Below are 20,712 nucleotides of genomic sequence, written 5' to 3'. Positions count from 1 at the left end.
GTAAATCTAGCACTCAACTCGATATTGCATAGTACAAAACCTCATTATGGCAAAGAAAATACCAAAGTATCCACTCTCTCAGTATTATCCAGCACTGACTAGTATTGCTTTAACAGTGATGCTTGGGCTTGTGAGTTATTTCGGTGTGTTCTATCAACAAAAAGCCGTAGCCCAAGACTATTCAATCCGTGGATTTGATGTTTCACATCATCAAGGTGAGATTAACTGGAAAAAAATCTCTCCGATGCAATATCAATTCGTGTATCTCAAAGCCACTGAAGGCGGTGATTTTAAGGATCGTAACTTTCAGCAAAACTGGCTTAAAGCACGTGAACAAGGCTTACATGTTGGAGCTTATCACTTCTACCGTCTCTGCCGTGATGGCACCGTTCAGGCTGAAAATTTTATCGCTACTGTGCCAAAGAAAGCAGATGCCTTACCGCCTGTAATTGATCTTGAATATGACAGTAATTGCATTAATACCTATACCAAAGAACAGTTACTCAAAGAAATTCAGATCATGAATGATCAACTCCATAAACATTATGGCAAACAACCTATCTTTTATATTTCCAAGACTTTTTATCACATTGTCTTGATGGGTAATTTTAGCAATACCCCATTATGGGTGAGGGATTATGAAGGTAAACCTGAACTCAAAGATGGACGACAATGGCTATTTTGGCAGCATAGCCAAAGTGGAAAGATAGAGGGTATTCCAAAACCTGTTGATCTGAATGTCTATGCAGAATCGCCAAAACAGTGGCGAATCTTTTTAAAACAACAAGGCATCGTAGATGCCAAATGAGCTGCGCAAAATCATCCATATTGATATGGATGCCTTTTATGCATCGGTTGAACTCATAGAACGCCCTGATCTCAACGGCTTACCTGTGGTGATTTCATCTCATCATCCGCGTGCGGTGATTGCAGCAGCATCGTACCCCGCTCGTGTCTTTGGTCTACGCTCTGCCATGTCGATGGGGCAAGCTAAAAAGCTCTGCCCACAAGTTATGGTGATTGAGCCTAATTTTGAAAAATATCGTGAAGTCTCAGCACAAATTCATCAAATTTTCCAACAATATACCCCCCTGATTGAGCCCTTATCTTTAGATGAAGCTTATTTGGATGTCACTGAAAATTTAAAGAATATTCCTAGTGCGACTGAAGTCGCGGCAGAAATTCGCGCTGATATTTTTGCGGTGACAGGACTCACTGCATCCGCTGGTGTAGCACCCAATAAATTTTTGGCAAAGATTGCCTCTGATTGGAACAAACCCAACGGTTTATTTGTGATTAAGCCCCATCAGGTACTCAATTTTATTCAGGATTTAGCCCTCAATAAAATTCCAGGAGTCGGTAAAGTCACACACGAAAAATTGAATCAGTTGAATTTACATACGCTCGGTGATCTACAAAAGATCGAAGAAAATGTCCTGATTCATCATTTTGGAAAATACGGCAAACAACTATATTTATATGCTCAAGGGATTGATCATCGTCCCGTCAAAGCCGAGCGAGAACGCCAACAAATTTCAAAAGAGATTACCTTTGACGATGATTACACACTTGAGCAATGTCGTCACACATGGCAGCCCCTAGCTGAACAAGTATGGCGAAGTTTGAATAAGAAACAACTCACGGCTCGCGGTGTGAGCGTCAAACTAAAATTAAAAAATTTTCAGGTCTTACAGCACAGTAAAAGCTTCAAACAAGCGCTACAATCTGAACAAGACTTAGCACAAGTCATCTTTCAACTACTGAATGAAATGCATATTGACCCTACGTTTCAATTCCGTTTAGTCGGCGTAGGCGTCTATCAATTACAACCCTTGCAGCAAGAATCACAGCTTTCTTTATGGTAGTGTCGTTTTTTTACACAAAAGCACGATTCAGACTAAAATTTATGTTTGCTTTTTATTCGGTTTTCAGTACTCTAAGCGGCGCAGTAACTTTATCCTTGTTACTTGCCTTTGCTAAAGAAATCCTCGCTTTTAGCATTTGCTCCTGTGGTTGGCGTGACGATCAAATCCGAATATTACAGGGCACTTCAGGTGTCCTTTTCTTATTTGTCTTTTATAAAAATTCTGAATACGGCTTTCCTCTTTCCTGACTTCAGTTAAACTAACAACATAAAATTAGAAAATATTGATTACTGATCATTATGAATCAAAAACAAATTCTCTGTATTGAAGATGAAGCTGCGATTGTGCTGCCCCTTCGTTATGCGCTTGAACGTGAAGGTTGGAGTGTCAGTTGGGCAAATACAGGAATGCAAGCACTCGAATTACTTGCGCAACAATCCTTTGATTTTATTATTTTAGATGTGGGTTTACCTGATCTCAATGGTTTCGAAGTCTGCAAACAACTGCGTCAAAAATATCAAACACCTTTATTATTTTTAACTGCTCGCGATGATGAAATTGATCGTGTGGTCGGTTTAGAAATCGGGGCTGATGATTATTGCACCAAGCCTTTTAGCGCACGTGAAATTGTGGCACGAATCAAAGCGATATGGCGCAGAATGGAAGTACAAACGCAAAATATTCCACCACAACCACCAATCATTCAAACAGAAATTACGCTACACTCTGCCACTTGGATATGTAATCCACAATCTCTACAAATTCAATATCATGGGCAAATGCTGCAACTGACACGTTATGAATATCGTTTGTTGTTTTTACTAATTCAGCATCCAGAACAAGTGTTTAGCCGTCAACAACTCATGGATCATATTTGGGAACATCCTGAGCATAGTTTAGAAAGGACGGTAGATACACATATCAAAAGTTTAAGGCAAAAGCTTAAACAGATTACCCCTGATGATCCTATTCGGACACATCGAGGGTTTGGGTATAGTTTAATTCAAAGTTAATTAAATACTACAATCCTGCTTCGTCATTTTAATATCAGTAATAGGAGTATAATCTGAATAATAAACTTTAAAATTAAGCTGTGCGCCCTTATCCAATCGCTCTTTCATAGGTATATCTTTACAGATATTTTGAATAAGTTGTGGGACTCCATTAATTTCCCATTGCTCTTTTGAAAAATCATTTGCTGTAAAATGAATAAATCGAAAAACAAATATCAGCTCTTTATCTTGAGCAGTAATTTTTTCTAAATTCGTTTCTCTATCAACCTGCATTGGAAGATTTTTCTGCATAAAATTTGCATATAAAGATAATTGAAGAGCCAAATCATCTTTGATCCCTTCTTTACATAGGTTTTCTTGTGGTATTGTCAAATATTCTTCTGTGATATAAAGCTTTTTATCTTCCTTTTTAGTTACTACCATATAATAGTCATTATCAGTATAGCATTTTTCATTACCATACCTTGAAGCTTTTATTTTTGTAGAGTTCTGACCTCTAACTACGGTTACATTACTAAATTTTATTTGAGACCCTATTTTTTTAATTATTTCCATATTTTCTAAATAGAATTCTTTTGCTTTCTTACCTGACATACTCATCGAACGTTCTATACCATCAGATGCAATTCCTTTCATCGTAATTTTTGCATCATCAGCATACATATCCATTTCTTTAGCATCATTCAAATTAGAGAGTTCTTCATATTTTTTTAAGAACATCATATATTCTTGATCAGGATTTATTGCAAAGCAGCTTGTAGTACATAACAAACTAAAAATTAAGATTATCTTATTCAAAATTATTTCCTTAAATTTATCATTTTTAAAAAATTATGATGATGAATCTTAATATTTTCTAGCCCATTTTTCAATTTACCCACACTAATTAGTTCGATTAGTATTAAACTCAAACACAACAATTAAAACTCCACTTTTATTATGTCCATCTTTATCCGCATTTGGTTTTTCTTTAGCTTGGTGGTGGTACTGAGTCTCAGCTTTATTGCTTATACCCTCACTCAACAAGTCAAACCCAATGTACGGCAAGTGGTTGAAGATACACTGGCTGAAAATGCCAATATTATTGCGCAATTGATCGCCGAAGATGTGCATCAGCAACAGGTCAACACGCCTGAATTTGATCAAAAAATTCAGGCAGCATTATCACGTCAGCTCGATGCCACGATTTGGCAACATAAAAAAGATCAAATTAACCAACAACTATATATTACTAATCAACAGGGTATTGTCATCTACGATTCCGAAGGACAAGCCGTTGGGCAAGATTATTCTAAATGGAATGATGTTTACCTAACGCTACGTGGCAAATACGGCGCACGCTCTACTGCAACCAATCCCAATGATCGAAGTAGCAGCGTCATGCACATTGCTGCACCCATTATCTATAAACAACAATTGCTCGGTGTGGTGAGTATCGGGAAACCAAATCAATCCGTACAACCTTATATTGAACGTGCCGAACAACAACTCATTCATCAAGCCTTGTGGATTGCAGCGCTCAGCTTATTACTTGCCAGTATGGTGGCTTATTGGCTTAAACATAGTATCGACCGAGTACGACGCTATGCCCAAGCACTCGCGCCTGTGAATCAAGCACCGTTTTTCTATTCAGCCAAAGAGCTGAATCAAGTAACCCAAGCCCTCAGTGACATGCGGGAAAAGTTGGAAGATCGTGCCTATGTTGAAAACTATGTCAATACACTCACTCATGAGCTAAAAAGCCCACTGACTGCGATTCAAGCCAGTGCAGAATTATTACAGGATGATCTACCCTTAGAAGATCAACAGCAATTTGCAACACATATTGTGCAACAAAGTCAGCGTCTACAATCCTTAATCGAACGTATGCTATTACTGACACGACTCGAAAAAAATCAGCATGTTTTAGAATTTCAAATGCTCGATCTAAGCACGCTGATTCAACAATGTTTTCAGCAACAACAAAGTGCATTACAGCGTAAACGAATACAGCTAAGGCTTGATATTCCTGAACATTGTTCAATCTATGCTGACCCATTTTGGCTAAAACAAGCCCTCAACAATCTATTGGATAATGCAAGAGATTTCTGCCCTGAACAAGGCTTGATTGCAGTTCAAGTGAAAGAGCATAGCGTTATAAACAGTACTGAAATTTTCTTGTTTAATGAGGCTGAAGCGATTCCTGAATACGCCCTAAAGCGTGTTTTTGAGACTTATTTTTCACTACCACGTCCGCACAACCAACAACGAAGTACAGGAATTGGTCTTAGCATCGTGCAGCAAATTATTCAGCAACATCAAGGTAAAATTAGCATTCAAAATATCTCAAAAAATGCTCTCGATTTCTTAGGAAATCATAGTTCTGGCGTACTGGTCACACTAACACTTCATACAAACTTCACATAAGCTTCAAGCGGAACTCATCCGAAGCGCATCTCAATTCAGGATACTTGTCATATCACAATGACAATGGATTCCACCATGCGCCGTAATTTTATTAACCTCAAAATAGGAGCAATTCTGTTTCTGATTTTGGTCTTTTATATTGGTCTTTTCTTTATTTCCAACTTGGTGACTGAACGCCAAAGCTATCAACAACAAGTCATCAAAGATATTGCCAATGAACAAATCCGACCACAGCAAGTCATTGCACCTTATTTAAAACTTCCTTATCAAATGCAAACCAAATGTACCAATGAAGAAAAGAAGACTTATGATTGTACTCAAACCGTTTTTGTTACTTTAGGAGCAGAAACAGCAGACTGGACAGCACAATTTGACGTATCAGACAGCACTTATAAACGGAACATGTATAAAGCCATCAGCTATCAAAATACAATGTCTGGTAAAGGGGTATTTAAAGCGGTCAGCAATGAATCTCAACGTAACTATCTCTGGGATCAGGCTGAAATTATTTTCCCGATTCAGGATGCACGTGGGTTAAATGCCAAACCCATGTTTAATATTGATGGTAAAGCCTATAAATTCGACTTTGCTGAACAAAGCCAAGGTCAACAAGGCTTTGATCTGATGCATATCACCGCAAAACAATATCCTGAGTTAGTCCAAAAATTTCAACAAGGGTTTAAATTCAATCTGCAATTTAAGCTAGAAGGACTGAATAAATTTACATTTCTTCCCACCAGTTATGAAATGACCTATCACGCCACAGGCAATTGGGCTGATATCAAATATGATGGGCAAAGTCTACCGTTTAAGAAGTCCAGCAAAAAACAAGAATTTTCAGCTGATTGGAAAAATATCGCTTTAGGTAAGCGTAATTTAGACAGTGTTTCGAAGTGTGAAAACAGCCAGTGCATTTATGATGTGTTAAATAATTCAGGCGCTGCAATGGCGGCACTCGAAGCAGCACGTGCTGCTGATAGCGTAACATCCTATGCTACAACCACATTATCGAATATCTCAGGGATTTCTACTCAATTTATAGAACCTGTAAATATCTATACCCAAACTGATCGCGCGATTAAATATGGCATCATGATCATTATTATTACCTTTGGGTGCTTCTTCTTATTCGAGGTTTTAAAAAGCCTTAAAATTCACCCTATCCAATATGCGTTAGTCGCTATGGCTCAAGGCGTGTTCTTTGTATTATTACTTTCAATCAGTGAATATTATGCGTTTGCATGGGCTTATCTAGTCGCTGCAATTGCCTGTATCAGTTTAATTACATGGTATTTGTACTTTGTTGTTCAAGGTTATAAAGCAGCATTACTATTTGGGCTTTTGCTGAGTACGCTATACGGCATGATGTATCTACTTCTGCAATCTAGCGGTAAAACCTTTTTATTTGGTTCTATTCTTTCCTTCATTCTTATCGCCTGCGTGATGTTTATTACTCGTCATGTCAATTGGTATCAATCAGAACAACAAACCATATAAATCGAATTGGGCGAAATTCTCATCTCGCCCAAGCACTGAATCATATTGATAGGAATAAAATGATGTACCAAACTACTTATTCAGCATTAAGCCAAATAAAACAACTCTGCCCAATGCACAGTTCTATTGCAACTTGTCTAAATCGGCTACGCCAAGCCAAAATCCAATTTCTTAACCTCGGTAATATGATTATTTGTCCACAACAACATTGTATTTTGTTTTTTCAACAGCGTAATTTAATGGAAATAGAAACTTATTGAGTTTGGTTTAAACAAAATTACACAGCGACAAAATGTCATCAAGTACAATTCTAGTTATCCATTTTAATTAGGTAATTCTTTATGACTGTGCAAAGACTGCATGTCACTTCACGTTATTGCGAAGTCGCAATTTCAGGAAATTTAGTTCATTTAGCAGGTCAACTAGCAGATGATACCAGTGTCGATGTTACTGCACAAACACAACAAACTTTAGATAATATCGATCGTTTACTCGCAGAAGCAGGTACAGACAAAACGCATATTTTATCTGTACTTATTTTTCTAAAAGACATTGAACAAGATTATGCAGCAATGAATGCGGTTTGGGATGCATGGATTGCTGAAGGTCATCCCCCAGCACGTACCTGCGTAGAATCTAAACTGTATACACCAGATGTTTTAGTCGAAATGACCGTAACAGCAGTACGTCCATAATCAATTAAGATGATTTTGCTGCTAGAACATTATATTTCATAACCCGTTCCGTTTGCGGCATTGTGGTTGCTGTAATTGAAACAGGCATGATCGGTTCAAATAGATCAGGAACTAAGTTCTCACGTAACTCCTGCTCCGTTGGAATACTGCTATAGCGCAATACTCGATAACCCGCTAATTCTAATAAGCTGTCTTGATAATGCTTTTGATGTAGACGATTCACATATGACTCGTCTGCAATCTCAATAATTGCAAGCACTTGGTGTTGCTGATCGAGTACGACAAAATCAGCAACTAAACCTTGATATTTACGGCGCGTATGCGCAAATTTTGTTGTTAATAGCGCATCAAAAGAAACATGCGCCAAAATCGTATGACGAGGTAATACAGCTTGTAAACGCATCAAAGTAATTTGCTCAGAAATATTGAGAATACCACGGCGTTTTAATGGACTATCTTGACGCCGATTAGGATGTAGGCGTCGAAACACAAGTGCTGTAATCAACAGCAATCCAACTATTGTTATGAAATAATACATTTCTAACGAATCCCTTTAGATTTTTTATAATCATTTTGGCTTTGAGCCATTTTTTTAATCAGTAATAACGATAGTTAAAGTCATTTTAGCAGTGTAACTTAAATTTTTTTAATCGCGTTTCCCTCGTCGACCAAAGTCGTAAAAGCATCCTGCATCTATATTTATAATCATCAGTAGGCAAATATTCAAGCGGATATTGTCAGTATATGTTTCGATAAATTGTACTTTTATAACCAGATTGTGACTCCCCTACCATTTATGTATAAAAAAGAAGGCATCATGATTGATGCCTTCTGTTTATCCATTTAACGCTTTGGTTTCACTTTAGGTTTTGCTTTTCCTGAGAATGGTTTTTTGTCACCTGTTTCACGTGGCGGTAAACCTGTATGTTGCGTTAAAATCTGCCCTTTTTGTGGACGTTTCTGACCTGATTGTGGCTGAGATTGCGCTTGACCACGTTTCGCTGAATCACCTGCAACAGTTGAGTTCTTTTTACGTGCCGATTTATATTCACCTTCAGCTGTACCTTGTGGCTGATAGGTTGGGATCAGATGCTGCTTCGAATTACCAATTAAATCAGAACGCCCCATCTCTTTCAGTGCTTCACGTAACAAAGGCCAGTTATTTGGATCATGGTAACGCAAGAATGCTTTATGCAGACGACGGCGCTTTTCACCTTTCACGATATCAACATTTTCAGTATAACGTGCCACTTTAGAGAGTGGATTCTTACCTGTATAGTACATTGTCGTTGCGGTTGCCATTGGTGATGGGTAGAAGGTTTGTACCTGATCGGCACGGAAACCATTCTTTTTCAACCAAATCGCCAAGTTCATCATGTCATAGTCGGTCGTACCTGGATGCGCCGCAATAAAGTAAGGAATTAAATATTGTTCCTTCCCTGCTTCCTTACTGAAACGCTCAAACATTTGTTTAAAACGATCATACGTACCAATTCCCGGTTTCATCATCTTCGACAATGGACCTTGTTCGGTATGTTCAGGTGCAATTTTTAAATAGCCACCGACATGATGCTGTACCAGTTCTTTCACATATTCAGGGTTCAATACCGCAAGGTCATAACGTAGACCAGAACCAATCAAAATCTTCTTCACCCCTTTGATTTCACGCGCTTTACGATAAAGCTGAACAAGAGGCGCATGATCGGTGTGTAGGTTTTGACAAACACCTGGATAGACACAAGATGGCTTACGACAGTTCTTTTCAATCTCAGGATCATTACAGTGCAAACGATACATGTTTGCAGTTGGGCCACCTAAGTCCGAAATAATGCCTGTAAATTGAGGTGCCGTATCACGAATTTTTTCGATTTCACGCAAAATCGAATCTTCAGAACGGTTTTGAATAATACGACCCTCATGTTCAGTAATTGAACAGAAGGTACATCCACCAAAACAACCACGCATGATATTGACCGAGAATTTGATCATATCAAAGGCTGGGAAACGTGCATTTCCATAAGAAGGATGCGGTAAACGTGCATAGGGTAAATCAAACACATAGTCCATTTCCTCAGTGGTCAGAGGAATTGGTGGTGGGTTGATCCAGACGTCCCGCTCACCATGACGCTGAACCAAGGCACGTGCATTGCCCGGATTGGTTTCAAGATGCAAGATACGGTTGGCATGGGCATACAACACATGATCGTCGGCCACTGCTTCAAAAGAAGGTAAACGAATCACGGCCAATTCACGTGGAGGTAATTTATGTTTAATCGCTTTTGATGGTGCAGGCTTTAACTGCACAATCTGTGTATCTGGATCGAGTTGGTCGCCTTCACGCACGATTGGATTGGCAACGATTTCTTTTTGGAAGTTTTGATACTGCGCTAATGAGTTACCTTTTTCTTTTTCAACTTCACAGCCATCAATATCTTCAGTCATAACATAAGGATTAATAATTGGATCAACACGTCCAATGGTATCCACGTCATTACTGGCAATTTCAACGAATTTCGCTTTAGATGCTTTATTATGCTTATTAATAATAAATGCTGTACCACGAACATCAGTAATCTCGTGGATTTTCTCACCTTTGGCTAAACGATGCATCACATCGATAATCGCACGCTCGCCATTACCATACATCAATAGATCAGCTTTTGAGTCCATCAAAATAGAGCGGCGAACTTTGTCAGACCAATAATCATAATGTGCAATACGGCGCAAGCTGCCTTCAATACCACCGAGTAAGACCGGAACGTCAGGAAAAGCTTCACGGCAACGCTGACAGTAAACTGTTGCTGCACGGTCTGGGCGCTTATTTGCTTCATTGTTTGGCGAATAGGCATCATCGGAACGAATTTTACGATCTGCCGTATAACGGTTGATCATTGAATCCATGTTCCCTGCAGTCACACCCCATGCAATGGTTGGCTTGCCTAGAACACGAAAGCTCTCTGCATTGGTCCAGTCTGGCTGTGCAATGATCCCGACACGGAAACCTTGTGCCTCAAGTACACGCCCAATTACACCCGAAACAAAAGACGGATGGTCAATATAGGCATCACCACAGACCAAAATAAAGTCACACGCATCCCAGCCGAGTTGATCCATCTCTTCTCGTGACATCGGCAAAAATGGTGCGGGTTCAAAACACGACGCCCAATATTTGTCGTAATCAAACAACGCTTTGGGCGCGGTCTGCATGGTATAGGCAGTAGACATGGCTTGCGAATCTCGGCTAGCTGAAATGCTGGGATAGCATCAAAGATGAAAGCCGATCATTTTAACATGAATTCAATTCATTTTTATAGGTTAAAAAACAAACAGAAGCATTTCCCCAAAAGTATTTGTAACTTATGGAGGAAATAGCATCATAAGATGTTGATAATTACTCTTCTTCGTTCAAGAAGCCTTCTTTAATTCCAGAAGGTAAATCTTGATGCCACCATGTATAAATAGAAGCTTTAATTTCTTCATCTTCATCAGGATCATTCAATGGTTCATCATCTTCACGGATAAGCTCATCGCCATCAAATTTGAACCAAAACTCCCATGGATCATCATCACCACAGCCCCAAGCTTGAGCATGAATATCAGGTAATAATCCTTTTAAAAATAATAAAATATTTTCAATGTTTTCATCACCATTTGAGCCATGGGTAAAATCGAGTACAGCAAACCCATCAATATAGTGTAATGTTTCTGGCGCAAGATCATGTTCAATCGAATCAATCAAATCAACTAGCTCTTGAGTAATCTCATCCGCTTGCGGATTAATGAGTAAAGCTGTCTGAATGAACTTTTCTTCATCTCCATGATGTGTCGTAAATAGGACCTCTAATTGTCCCATGATTGTTGAGTCAGGATGTTTATAATAAACTCGACTATGTAATTCCATCTTATCTCCCCCAATTTTAATATTATCTCTACACCCAAATAGGTGCTTATTTAAATTACTAAATTTTCAGGACTTTTATCAAGTTTATGCGACTTTATTTGTCGTTTTAGTTTCGTTTTTTCATTAAGTGTATCGCGAGCGCAAAACCAATCACTAAGACCACTCCGACACTCAAATTAATTCCAATCCATCCAAAATGCTCCCAGACCAAACCACCACTACTCCCAAGCAAACTTGAGCCGATGTAATAGCAAAATAAATACAGCGAAGAAGCAACTGCCCGATATTGCACAGCTTGCACTGAGACCCAACTACTTGCAGTTGAATGTGCCGCAAAAAATGAAAAAGTGAAAATCGTCAATCCCAGTAAAATTGCCCAAAGCGAAGGAATAAGCGTAATGAACAGGCCAACCATCATGCTAAATAATAAAAAAGGCAGCACTTTTGCTCGACCATGTTGATACCCCCATTGCGCAGCTTTCGGTGAACTATAAATTCCAGCAAGATAAGCAATCGAAATCAAACCAATCCAAGTTTGTGATAAATGAAATGGCGCTTCTAATAAGTGATAACTAATATAGTTAAAAACTGTGACTAGACAGCCCATTAAAATAAAGCCTTGGGCAAATAAAATTCGTAGTTTCGAGTCTTTTAAATTTTGCTCAAACGCTGCTTTAAAACGGGAAAATCGGAACGGATATGGTTTGAAATGCTCTGATTTGGGCAACAATAAATAAAATAAACAGGCAATAATAAAATTTAGAAAACCAATGATATAGGTTGCAGATTGCCAAGAAATAAAGTCAACCAATACCCCTGCAATTAAACGTCCACCCATGCCGCCAATCGCTGTGCCAGAGATATACAATCCCATCGCAAAACCGATATCTTTCTGCGCAATTTCTTCGCCGATATAAGTCATTGCAACAGCAGCCACACCACTCACGGCTAAACCAATAAAAATACGGGTGCTAAGAAAAATTTCCCAAACTGGAAATGAGGCACTGATTAACAATAAAATCGAAACGAGGAATAAGGCACAAACCATAATTGATTTACGCCCAAAGCGATCAGAAATAAAGCCTGTAAACAGCAGTCCTATCGCCAAAGCAACGGTTGAAAAAGATAATGGAAAACTACTATGCGTCGGCGTGACCTGAAAGAATTTTGCAAAAATTGGCATCATCGGTTGTACACAATACAACGATGAAAAGGATGCAAAACCAGCAAAGAACAAAGACCATAAAATCGCAGTAAACGATTTCGAACCATATTCAATATGGGTTGGGCGTAGCACTGACTCAGACATTCGGACTCCTTATGCCTGATCAGTATACGCTTTCAGCCAAAATGCGGAATGATCATTTCGGCTATTTTTACCGTCAACTTAAAATAACGCTTTCGGCAAACGAATCTGAATGATTTCATTATCATCAGCTTGCTTCGAATTACGTCCTGATGATCCAGGGAAGTTATTGTCATTCAATACAGTCAACGTTGTACCATTTTCAATAATCACATCTTCAATGGTTTCAAATGGGAAAGCAAATACAGAACCTGTACCAATATCTCCTTCTCGTACTGTACCAAAAAGAGCATTAGGATTAGATATTTTGATTAAATCGACGAGATCTTCACGTGCAACCGCTTGTTTCGGTTCGTTAAATTTCACACGAATCAACTTCTTATAACCGCCTAAATTATTTTGACTTGCATCACGTTCAATGATGATGCCTTCTTTGTCATTAAAAAGTTGAAAATCTCCAATATTGGTCGCTTTACTATCAAGCACAAACCAATAGTACAGTCCCGTATAGGCTTTTTTCTGGAGATCGAACTGAGAAATCAACAATTTCCCCGTCGAATCATTCACCAAGGGTTTTTCAAGCAATGGATATAAATATTTACCATCAGGTGAAATCGCCATACCTTCAAAACCACCACTTCGTTGGACTAAAGGTTCAACATAATTGATCTTGGCTTTATTGAACTGGTTTTGTGGTGAACGCAATTCTTGTGTTGAATTCAATGGATTTGGGAGCGGAATAGGTGCATCTAACAATATTCCCTCTGCTGAGAAATGTAACAGATACGGACCAAACTCATCCCCAATCCAATACGTTCCATCTGCCGCGCGTTGCATCGATTCAGGATCAAAATCCGCTCCCGTCAATAAACGTTCCGAGGTATTACCATTGATAATCTCAAAAGGAATTAACTTATTTGGATCGCGTAACTGAATAAAGCTTTGTACAGTGACCTGTCCTGTACCTTTCGCTTTGGTTTTAAAGTCAGGTTTTAATTTATAAATCCGAAGTAAGAAATCAGCCGAGTTATCTTGTGTACCAAAACCATTATCCGCCATCGCCATATAGCTGCCATCATCATTTTTTAAAGCGGCAGAGAAGCCTTGCACAGGTTGTCCTTTAAAAGGTGGATAGATGCCATTCGCACCACTCACTGCTTTACCAGAATCAGGTCCTGCCGCATAGGTTGCTACAGGAAGTTTGGCAAAAGAAATAAGTGTTGGTTCTGTCACGGTGTCTGTCGATGTAGTTTGCTCTTGATTATCATCATTACAAGCGGTCAGACCCAAAGCGGTACAACAGAAAAGCATCACTAAAATTGTCTTGTTCATAATTTTATACGTTTGGTAAAAATTAGAATAAATTTAAACAAGCCTTGATGACGTTTTTACTGCAATAAAATGAAGTATTTATGGCGAAAAGATGACAACCCAAAACCGTGATATATCACATCACTACAAAGTAGCGAGTAGAAGTCACCTCTCCATGTAATAAAATTTTGTACGCAAAAACGTACACCGCTTGCGGTGATTGACGAATATACAGCAATACCTTAAATGTCTAATATATAAATCATAGAGAGACAGGATGTCTCATTCAGAACAACAAGAAACACAGGATGTGGTCGTTGACAGGAGTTAACGGCAAGAAACCAAATATGAGAAAGCCTCGACAGGATGTCGGGGCTTTTTTATTAATCAATTATCATATTCACATATCATAAAATAACTGTTATTGACTCATCTATGTGCTGTTAATACCATCCATTTAACTTAACGCTAACGGTTCATTATTTTGCAACTCATCTCCATTCACACTGATCAACAACGATCTATAAAAAAATTAAAAAGGCTGATTCTTCAAATAAGTTTGATCGTGATTGCAATCAATATGACAGCTTGCAGTAGTTTAAGTGGATCATTTGCCAATCGCTCTAATCAATTGTCATCAGGAATACAAAATGCCTATTCTGTTTCTCCAAATACAGCAAATCGCTTATCCCCAATGATCGTGCAAAACGCAGAGCGTTATGACGTATCACCAACTTTACTCGCTGCGCTCATTCGCCAAGAATCAAATTATAATAGTTCAGCACGCTCCCCTACAGGTGCGATCGGTTTAACTCAAATAGTTTCGACTCATTGGCGCCAGTCTTGTCCTGGCAATCTTTATGATGAAAATACTAATATTAATTGCGGTGCATATATCCTATCGACCTATTATAAATCAGCTGGCAGTTGGTCAAAAGCCGTAGCGTATTATAATGTTGGGCCATCAGGTTATGAACGGAGTTTTTGGACACGCCATAAAGGTAAAAAGTATGCTCGTTCAGTAAAACGTCATGAAAAAATCTTAAAAAAAGCCCTATAAAATAAAGAGTAAATAAAAAACCATGCTCTTAGGCATGGTTTTTATTGGCTGAATAATGAAATTACGCTTCGTCAAACAAACCTTCAAATAACACTGAAGACAAATAACGTTCACCGCTATCAGGTAAAATTACAACAATCGTTTTGCCTGCATTTTCAGGACGTTCAGCAATTTTTGCTGCCGCCGCCAATGCTGCACCGCTTGAAATACCCACTAAAATTCCTTCTTGCGTTGCACATTTTCTTGCCCACTCAATCGCATCCGCACTATTCACTGGCAACACTTCATCGACCAAGTCTAGGTCTAAGTTTTTAGGAATAAAATTCGCACCAATCCCCTGAATTTTATGCGGTGCAGGTGTGATGCTTTCACCATTTTTAGTTTGAGTGATAATTGGAGATTCTGCTGGTTCAACCGCAACTGAATAAAGAGGTTTATTCTGGACTTGCTCAAAATAGCGTGAAATACCCGTAATCGTACCACCTGTACCGACACCCGCCACAAGAATGTCCACTTGACCATTGGTTGCCTGCCAGATTTCAGGACCAGTCGTATCGACATGAATTTGAGGATTGGCTGGATTCTCAAATTGTTGTGGTAGGAAATAAATCTCTGGATTTTCAGTCGCTAAACGGACAGCCTCATCAACTGCACCTTTCATACCTTTTGCTGGCTCGGTCAGAACAAGATTTGCGCCTAAAGCTTTCAGTACTTTTCTACGCTCTAAGCTCATACTTGCTGGCATAGTTAAAGTAATAGGATAACCTTTTGCTGCTGCAACAAATGCTAAAGCAATCCCTGTATTACCGCTAGTCGGTTCCACAATATGCATACCTGTTTTAAGTACACCACGTTTTTCCGCATCCGCAATCAACGCTGCACCAATACGGCATTTTACTGAAAATGCAGGATTACGGCTTTCCACTTTTGCCAATACTGTAGCATCTGATTTAATCAAACGATTGATACGAACTAAAGGTGTATTGCCTATCGCTTCTGCATTGTTTGCATAAACTGCGATACCAAGGTTGGCAGGCGTTGGAAATTGTTGATCGGTCGACATGTTATTTCCTTATTAGATTTGGAATGCTTCTTAAGCATTATAGGCTTGTCAGCCAAGGAGGAAAGTAGAAAACGTTAAGATTTATGAAAAGTTTTTCCCATATTTATAGTTTTCTTCGCCGATTATGCACCCGTAAACCATGAGAAAAACACATACTCATCGGAAGTTTCATAAAATATCTCTACCTCATTCCAATCTGCTGTTAATCCTAATGCTAATTTTATATCTGAAGAAATAGGTAAAGTAAAACTTTCAACTGGAGTAACCTCCACATCGTTATGATAAATTCCCCAACGATCAGAGTATTTTAGATTTTTCGCATTCTGATTTTTCTTTATTAATTTTTGGATAGAATACACTATCCATTGTGTTTGTTCTTGTACTTCCAGTTCAGTTAGTTTTTTAAAATTAGCTTTCTCTAATATAGGTAATAACCAAATATCAAAAATATTTTTTAAATCTGTTGTAGTTGTTTCAAGAATATCCCATTCTTCATAAAAATGAAGTTCATGAATAACCAGTGTTATAAATGCTTCTAATGGATTTAAACCTTGTGATTTTTTACAAATAAAATAGACAGCATCACACATCCCTTCATCGAAAGTCCTATATTCAACTCGATCAATGTGTACACGGGTAGAATTAGATAGTATATTTTCTACTTGTTTAAAATTTGATTTAATTTTTTCTAATGAGATTCCATCCATAACATCTTCTTAATCAACAACAATCATATAATTAAAATAAATGTAACATAAAAAACACCCCTAACCGTTAGGTTAGGGGTGTTTATAATTTAAAAGCTGGCGATGACTTACTCTCACATGGCAAACGCCACACTACCATCAGCGCTAAGAGGTTTCACTTCTGAGTTCGGGAAGGGATCAGGTGGTTCACTCTTGCTATTGTCGCCAGCAAACTGTTTATGGATACTTGCTTTGGTCTTATCTATGCCAAGGCTTTTTCCAAATGAGTTATTAACGGATTAGATATTGAGTCTAACTTTGTGTTCAGCATTTTAACTAGTTTTCACACTAAATCAAGTTATGTATTGAATTTATCTTGAATACAACAACTGTTTGGGTGTTGTATAGTCAAGCCTCACGAGCAATTAGTATTGGTCAGCTTCACACGTCACCGTGCTTCCACACCCAACCTATCAACGTCCTAGTCTCGAACGGCTCTTTAGAGGAATAAATTCCTAGGGAAATCTTATCTTGAGGTAGGCTTCCCGCTTAGATGCTTTCAGCGGTTATCCCTTCCGAACATAGCTACCCGGCGATGCGACTGGCGTCACAACCGGTACACCAGAGGTTCGTCCACTCTGGTCCTCTCGTACTAGGAGCAGATCCTCTCAAATTTCCAGCGCCCACGGTAGATAGGGACCGAACTGTCTCACGACGTTCTAAACCCAGCTCGCGTACCTCTTTAAATGGCGAACAGCCATACCCTTGGGACCTGCTTCAGCCCCAGGATGAGATGAGCCGACATCGAGGTGCCAAACACCGCCGTCGATATGAACTCTTGGGCGGTATCAGCCTGTTATCCCCAGAGTACCTTTTATCCGTTGAGCGATGGCCCTTCCATACAGAACCACCGGATCACTAAGACCTACTTTCGTACCTGCTCGACTTGTGGGTCTCGCAGTTAAGCGCGCTTTTGCCTTTATACTCTACGCGTGATTTCCGACCACGCTGAGCGCACCTTCGTACTCCTCCGTTACTCTTTAGGAGGAGACCGCCCCAGTCAAACTACCCACCAGACATGGTCCTCGCCCCGGATTACGGGGCAGAGTTAGAACCTCAACATTACCAGGGTGGTATTTCAAGGACGGCTCCATTGGAACTAGCGTTCCAACTTCAAAGCCTCCCACCTATCCTACACAAGTAAGGTCAAAGTTCAATGTCAAGCTGCAGTAAAGGTTCACGGGGTCTTTCCGTCTAGCCGCGGGTACACTGCATCTTCACAGCGATTTCGATTTCACTGAGCCTCTGCTGGAGACAGCGCCGCCATCATTATGCCATTCGTGCAGGTCGGAACTTACCCGACAAGGAATTTCGCTACCTTAGGACCGTTATAGTTACGGCCGCCGTTTACTGGGGCTTCGATCAAGAGCTTCGCTTACGCTAACCCCATCAATTAACCTTCCAGCACCGGGCAGGCATCACACCCTATACGTCCACTTTCGTGTTTGCAGAGTGCTATGTTTTTAATAAACAGTTGCAGCGGCCTGGTTTCTGTGGCTGCCAATAGCTCAGGGAGCAAGTCCCATCACCGTCAGCAGCGTACCTTCTCCCGAAGTTACGGTACCATTTTGCCTAGTTCCTTCAGCAGAGTTCTCTCAAGCGCTTTGGTCTACTCGACCTGACCACCTGTGTCGGTTTCGGGTACGATTCCTGTGTAACTGAAGCTTAGAGACTTTTCCTGGAAGCATGGTATCAGCCACTTCACTGTACAAGTACAGCTTGCTATCAGTTCTCAGCATAGAGTACCCCGGATTTGCCTAAGATACATGCCTACAACCTTCCACCTGGACAACCAACGCCAGGCTGACTTAACCTTCTCCGTCCTCTCATCGCATTACACAGAAGTATTGGAATATTAACCAATTTCCCATCGACTACGCCTCTCGGCCTCGCCTTAGGGGTCGACTCACCCAGCCCCGATTAACGTTGGACTGGAACCCTTGGTCTTTCAGCGAACGGGTTTTTCACCCGTTTTGTCGTTACTCACGTCAGCATTCGCACTTCTGATACCTCCAGCATACTTCTCAATACACCTTCATCGGCTTACAGAACGCTCCCCTACCACTTGACTATTGTCAAATCCGCAGCTTCGGCACATAGTTTTAGCCCCGTTACATCTTCCGCGCAGGCCGACTCGACTAGTGAGCTATTACGCTTTCTTTAAAGGGTGGCTGCTTCTAAGCCAACCTCCTAGCTGTCTATGCCTTCCCACATCGTTTCCCACTTAACTATGATTTTGGGGCCTTAGCTGGCGGTCTGGATTGTTTTCCTCTTGACTACGGACGTTAGCACCCGCAGTCTGTCTCCCGGATAGTACTCATTGGTATTCGGAGTTTGCATCGGTTTGGTAAGTCGGGATGACCCCCTAGCCGAAACAGTGCTCTACCCCCAATGGTATTCGTCCGAGGCGCTACCTAAATAGCTTTCGGGGAGAACCAGCTATCACCAGGCTTGATTAGCCTTTCACCCCTATCCACAAGTCATCCCCTGGCTTTTCAACGACAGTGGGTTCGGTCCTCCAGTTAGTGTTACCCAACCTTCAACCTGCTCATGGATAGATCGCCTGGTTTCGGGTCTATACCCAGCAACTAAACGCCCTATTAAGACTCGATTTCTCTACGGCTCCCCTATACGGTTAACCTCGCTACTGAATATAAGTCGCTGACCCATTATACAAAAGGTACGCAGTCACCGAACAAGTCGGCTCCCACTGCTTGTATGCATGCGGTTTCAGGATCTATTTCACTCCCCTCACAGGGGTTCTTTTCGCCTTTCCCTCACGGTACTGGTTCACTATCGGTCAGTCAGGAGTATTTAGCCTTGGAGGATGGTCCCCCCATATTCAGACAAGGTTTCACGTGCCTCGCCCTACTCGTCATCATTGTGTGTGCCCTTTCGTGTACGGGAATATCACCCTCTACGTTCGCACTTCCCAGAGCGTTCCACTAGAACACACACAACTTAATGGGCTGCTCCCCGTTCGCTCGCCGCTACTAAGGGAATCTCAATTGATTTCTTTTCCTAAGGGTACTGAGATGTTTCACTTCCCCTCGTTCGCTTCATAAGCCTATGTATTCAGCTTATGATACCCGCCTTATAGCGGGTGGGTTCCCCCATTCAGAAATCTCCGGATCAAAGGATATTTGCCGCCTCCCCGGAGCTTATCGCAGGCTATTACGTCTTTCATCGCCTCTGACTGCCAAGGCATCCACCACATGCACTTAATTACTTGACTATACAACCCCAAACAGTCGTTAACACATACAAGTCAGTGTTAGCGTTGCAAACTTAATTGCTACTATTCGTTGTCTGTGAACTTAATCACCATACAGCTTCAATCTAAATTCATATACCAAAACGCTTGATTCAGTGTTTTTGCTAGTTCTCAGATTAAATATTAATTTAACAATTACTTGTTATCTTCCTATTTAATCGAGTTTGAACAATTTATTTCAGACTCAAATTCTAATCTGTTAATGATTAACTACAGCCTCGTCAGCTTGCAGTAAACTGTGATAAATCACAGAGATTAATAAACCAGTCAAATTAGACTGTATTCACTAAACTCTATAATCTTCTTAGCTTGTACTCTGTAAAGTACATGGTGGAGACTAGGAGAGTCGAACTCCTGACCTCCTGCGTGCAAAGCAGGCGCTCTACCAACTAAGCTAAGTCCCCAGCTTATCACTTAATGAACGATATATCTTTCAGATTTGGTGGGTCTGACAAGACTTGAACTTGTGACCCCACGCTTATCAAGCGTGTGCTCTAACCAACTGAGCTACAGACCCTCAGATACATCTTCGAAGAACAACTTGTTGTGGATTCTTACCGATCGTCAATCTTTCG

The 20,712-nt window shown here is 40.2% G+C and carries 16 protein-coding genes, 2 tRNA genes and 2 rRNA genes; 8 read left to right on the top strand and 12 right to left on the bottom strand.

Features of this window, described 5'->3' with window-relative positions; genetic code table 11:
• Window positions 1-46 precede the first annotated feature (46 nt).
• From O1449_RS00900 to creB, 3 genes are all read left to right on the top strand, one after another.
• Window positions 47-808: a glycoside hydrolase family 25 protein gene (locus O1449_RS00900; RefSeq protein WP_269238895.1), complete on the top strand. Its 762-nt coding sequence runs from the start codon at window positions 47-49 to the stop codon at window positions 806-808.
• Between the two features lies 1 nt (window position 809).
• On the top strand, window positions 810-1,865 hold the full coding sequence (gene dinB / locus O1449_RS00895) for a DNA polymerase IV (protein ID WP_269239651.1): 1,056 nt from the start codon (window positions 810-812) through the stop codon (window positions 1,863-1,865).
• Between the two features lie 296 nt (window positions 1,866-2,161).
• Window positions 2,162-2,878, top strand: coding sequence for a two-component system response regulator CreB (gene creB / locus O1449_RS00890; protein ID WP_269239650.1), 717 nt, complete (start codon window positions 2,162-2,164; stop codon window positions 2,876-2,878).
• On the opposite strand, the gene O1449_RS00885 is transcribed toward creB, so the two are convergent.
• The gene (locus O1449_RS00885) at window positions 2,879-3,676 is read right to left on the bottom strand and encodes a hypothetical protein (protein WP_241335759.1); all 798 of its coding nucleotides are present in this window, start codon (window positions 3,674-3,676) and stop codon (window positions 2,879-2,881) included. It lies immediately after the preceding gene.
• A gap of 180 nt (window positions 3,677-3,856) precedes the next feature.
• Here O1449_RS00885 and creC point away from each other — a divergent pair, with 180 nt between their 5' ends.
• The 4 genes from creC to O1449_RS00865 all read left to right on the top strand — a co-directional run bounded on the left by creC (window position 3,857) and on the right by O1449_RS00865 (window position 7,476).
• Window positions 3,857-5,284, top strand: a complete 1,428-nt coding sequence (gene creC / locus O1449_RS00880; protein ID WP_269239649.1) for a two-component system sensor histidine kinase CreC — start codon at window positions 3,857-3,859, stop codon at window positions 5,282-5,284.
• A gap of 75 nt (window positions 5,285-5,359) precedes the next feature.
• Window positions 5,360-6,781 (top strand): cell envelope integrity protein CreD, encoded by a 1,422-nt coding sequence (gene creD / locus O1449_RS00875; protein ID WP_269238894.1) that lies wholly within the window; start codon window positions 5,360-5,362, stop codon window positions 6,779-6,781.
• A gap of 62 nt (window positions 6,782-6,843) precedes the next feature.
• Window positions 6,844-7,041 carry a hypothetical protein gene (locus O1449_RS00870; protein ID WP_034600758.1) on the top strand — a complete coding sequence of 66 codons (198 nt, stop codon included), beginning with the start codon at window positions 6,844-6,846 and terminating at the stop codon, window positions 7,039-7,041.
• 81 nt (window positions 7,042-7,122) lie between these two features.
• Window positions 7,123-7,476: a RidA family protein gene (locus O1449_RS00865; protein WP_004659495.1), complete on the top strand. Its 354-nt coding sequence runs from the start codon at window positions 7,123-7,125 to the stop codon at window positions 7,474-7,476.
• A 4-nt stretch (window positions 7,477-7,480) separates the two neighbouring features.
• Here the strand turns inward: O1449_RS00865 and O1449_RS00860 are convergent, their stop codons facing one another.
• From O1449_RS00860 to O1449_RS00840, 5 genes are all read right to left on the bottom strand, one after another.
• The gene (locus O1449_RS00860; RefSeq protein ID WP_005218803.1) at window positions 7,481-8,014 is read right to left on the bottom strand and encodes a DUF2726 domain-containing protein; all 534 of its coding nucleotides are present in this window, start codon (window positions 8,012-8,014) and stop codon (window positions 7,481-7,483) included.
• Window positions 8,015-8,319: 305 nt separating this feature from the next.
• Window positions 8,320-10,701, bottom strand: coding sequence for a YgiQ family radical SAM protein (locus O1449_RS00855; protein ID WP_250753850.1), 2,382 nt, complete (start codon window positions 10,699-10,701; stop codon window positions 8,320-8,322).
• A 166-nt stretch (window positions 10,702-10,867) separates the two neighbouring features.
• Window positions 10,868-11,377: a hypothetical protein gene (locus tag O1449_RS00850; RefSeq protein WP_087545085.1), complete on the bottom strand. Its 510-nt coding sequence runs from the start codon at window positions 11,375-11,377 to the stop codon at window positions 10,868-10,870.
• Between the two features lie 106 nt (window positions 11,378-11,483).
• A complete protein-coding gene (locus O1449_RS00845) occupies window positions 11,484-12,686 on the bottom strand; it encodes an MFS transporter (protein ID WP_269238893.1) in 1,203 nt (400 codons plus the stop codon).
• A 78-nt stretch (window positions 12,687-12,764) separates the two neighbouring features.
• Window positions 12,765-14,015, bottom strand: coding sequence for an esterase-like activity of phytase family protein (locus O1449_RS00840; RefSeq protein WP_269238892.1), 1,251 nt, complete (start codon window positions 14,013-14,015; stop codon window positions 12,765-12,767).
• 559 nt (window positions 14,016-14,574) lie between these two features.
• Here O1449_RS00840 and O1449_RS00835 point away from each other — a divergent pair.
• Window positions 14,575-15,054 (top strand): lytic transglycosylase domain-containing protein, encoded by a 480-nt coding sequence (locus O1449_RS00835; RefSeq protein ID WP_269239648.1) that lies wholly within the window; start codon window positions 14,575-14,577, stop codon window positions 15,052-15,054.
• A 61-nt stretch (window positions 15,055-15,115) separates the two neighbouring features.
• Here the strand turns inward: O1449_RS00835 and cysK are convergent, their stop codons facing one another.
• The 6 genes from cysK to O1449_RS00805 form a co-directional block, all read right to left on the bottom strand.
• On the bottom strand, window positions 15,116-16,117 hold the full coding sequence (gene cysK, locus O1449_RS00830) for a cysteine synthase A (protein WP_269238891.1): 1,002 nt from the start codon (window positions 16,115-16,117) through the stop codon (window positions 15,116-15,118).
• A 122-nt stretch (window positions 16,118-16,239) separates the two neighbouring features.
• Window positions 16,240-16,824, bottom strand: a complete 585-nt coding sequence (locus tag O1449_RS00825; RefSeq protein ID WP_269238890.1) for a hypothetical protein — start codon at window positions 16,822-16,824, stop codon at window positions 16,240-16,242.
• A 94-nt stretch (window positions 16,825-16,918) separates the two neighbouring features.
• Window positions 16,919-17,033: ribosomal RNA gene (rrf, locus tag O1449_RS00820) — 5S ribosomal RNA — on the bottom strand.
• A 174-nt stretch (window positions 17,034-17,207) separates the two neighbouring features.
• Window positions 17,208-20,098, bottom strand: a 23S ribosomal RNA gene (locus tag O1449_RS00815).
• Between the two features lie 367 nt (window positions 20,099-20,465).
• Window positions 20,466-20,541: transfer RNA gene (locus O1449_RS00810), tRNA-Ala, on the bottom strand.
• Window positions 20,542-20,577: 36 nt separating this feature from the next.
• Window positions 20,578-20,654: transfer RNA gene (locus tag O1449_RS00805), tRNA-Ile, on the bottom strand.
• Window positions 20,655-20,712 lie beyond the last annotated feature (58 nt).

The organism is Acinetobacter sp. TR3, from assembly GCF_027105055.1.
Lineage (GTDB): Bacteria > Pseudomonadota > Gammaproteobacteria > Pseudomonadales > Moraxellaceae > Acinetobacter.
The sequence above is the reverse complement of the archived record's forward strand: the minus strand, read 5'-3'. Positions and strand labels throughout refer to the sequence as shown.

Bases quoted from the DNA above. Each gene is read 5' to 3' on its own strand.
- O1449_RS00900 (WP_269238895.1), top strand. From the start codon at position 47: ATGGCAAAGAAAATACCAAAGTATCCACTCTCTCAGTATTATCCAGCA.
- creD (WP_269238894.1), top strand. From the start codon at position 5,360: ATGCGCCGTAATTTTATTAACCTCAAAATAGGAGCAATTCTGTTTCTG.
- O1449_RS00870 (WP_034600758.1), top strand. From the start codon at position 6,844: ATGTACCAAACTACTTATTCAGCATTAAGCCAAATAAAACAACTCTGC.
- O1449_RS00865 (WP_004659495.1), top strand. From the start codon at position 7,123: ATGACTGTGCAAAGACTGCATGTCACTTCACGTTATTGCGAAGTCGCA.
- O1449_RS00860 (WP_005218803.1), bottom strand. From the start codon at position 8,014: ATGTATTATTTCATAACAATAGTTGGATTGCTGTTGATTACAGCACTT.
- O1449_RS00855 (WP_250753850.1), bottom strand. From the start codon at position 10,701: ATGTCTACTGCCTATACCATGCAGACCGCGCCCAAAGCGTTGTTTGAT.
- O1449_RS00850 (WP_087545085.1), bottom strand. From the start codon at position 11,377: ATGGAATTACATAGTCGAGTTTATTATAAACATCCTGACTCAACAATC.
- O1449_RS00845 (WP_269238893.1), bottom strand. From the start codon at position 12,686: ATGTCTGAGTCAGTGCTACGCCCAACCCATATTGAATATGGTTCGAAA.
- O1449_RS00840 (WP_269238892.1), bottom strand. From the start codon at position 14,015: ATGAACAAGACAATTTTAGTGATGCTTTTCTGTTGTACCGCTTTGGGT.
- O1449_RS00835 (WP_269239648.1), top strand. From the start codon at position 14,575: ATGACAGCTTGCAGTAGTTTAAGTGGATCATTTGCCAATCGCTCTAAT.
- cysK (WP_269238891.1), bottom strand. From the start codon at position 16,117: ATGTCGACCGATCAACAATTTCCAACGCCTGCCAACCTTGGTATCGCA.
- O1449_RS00825 (WP_269238890.1), bottom strand. From the start codon at position 16,824: ATGGATGGAATCTCATTAGAAAAAATTAAATCAAATTTTAAACAAGTA.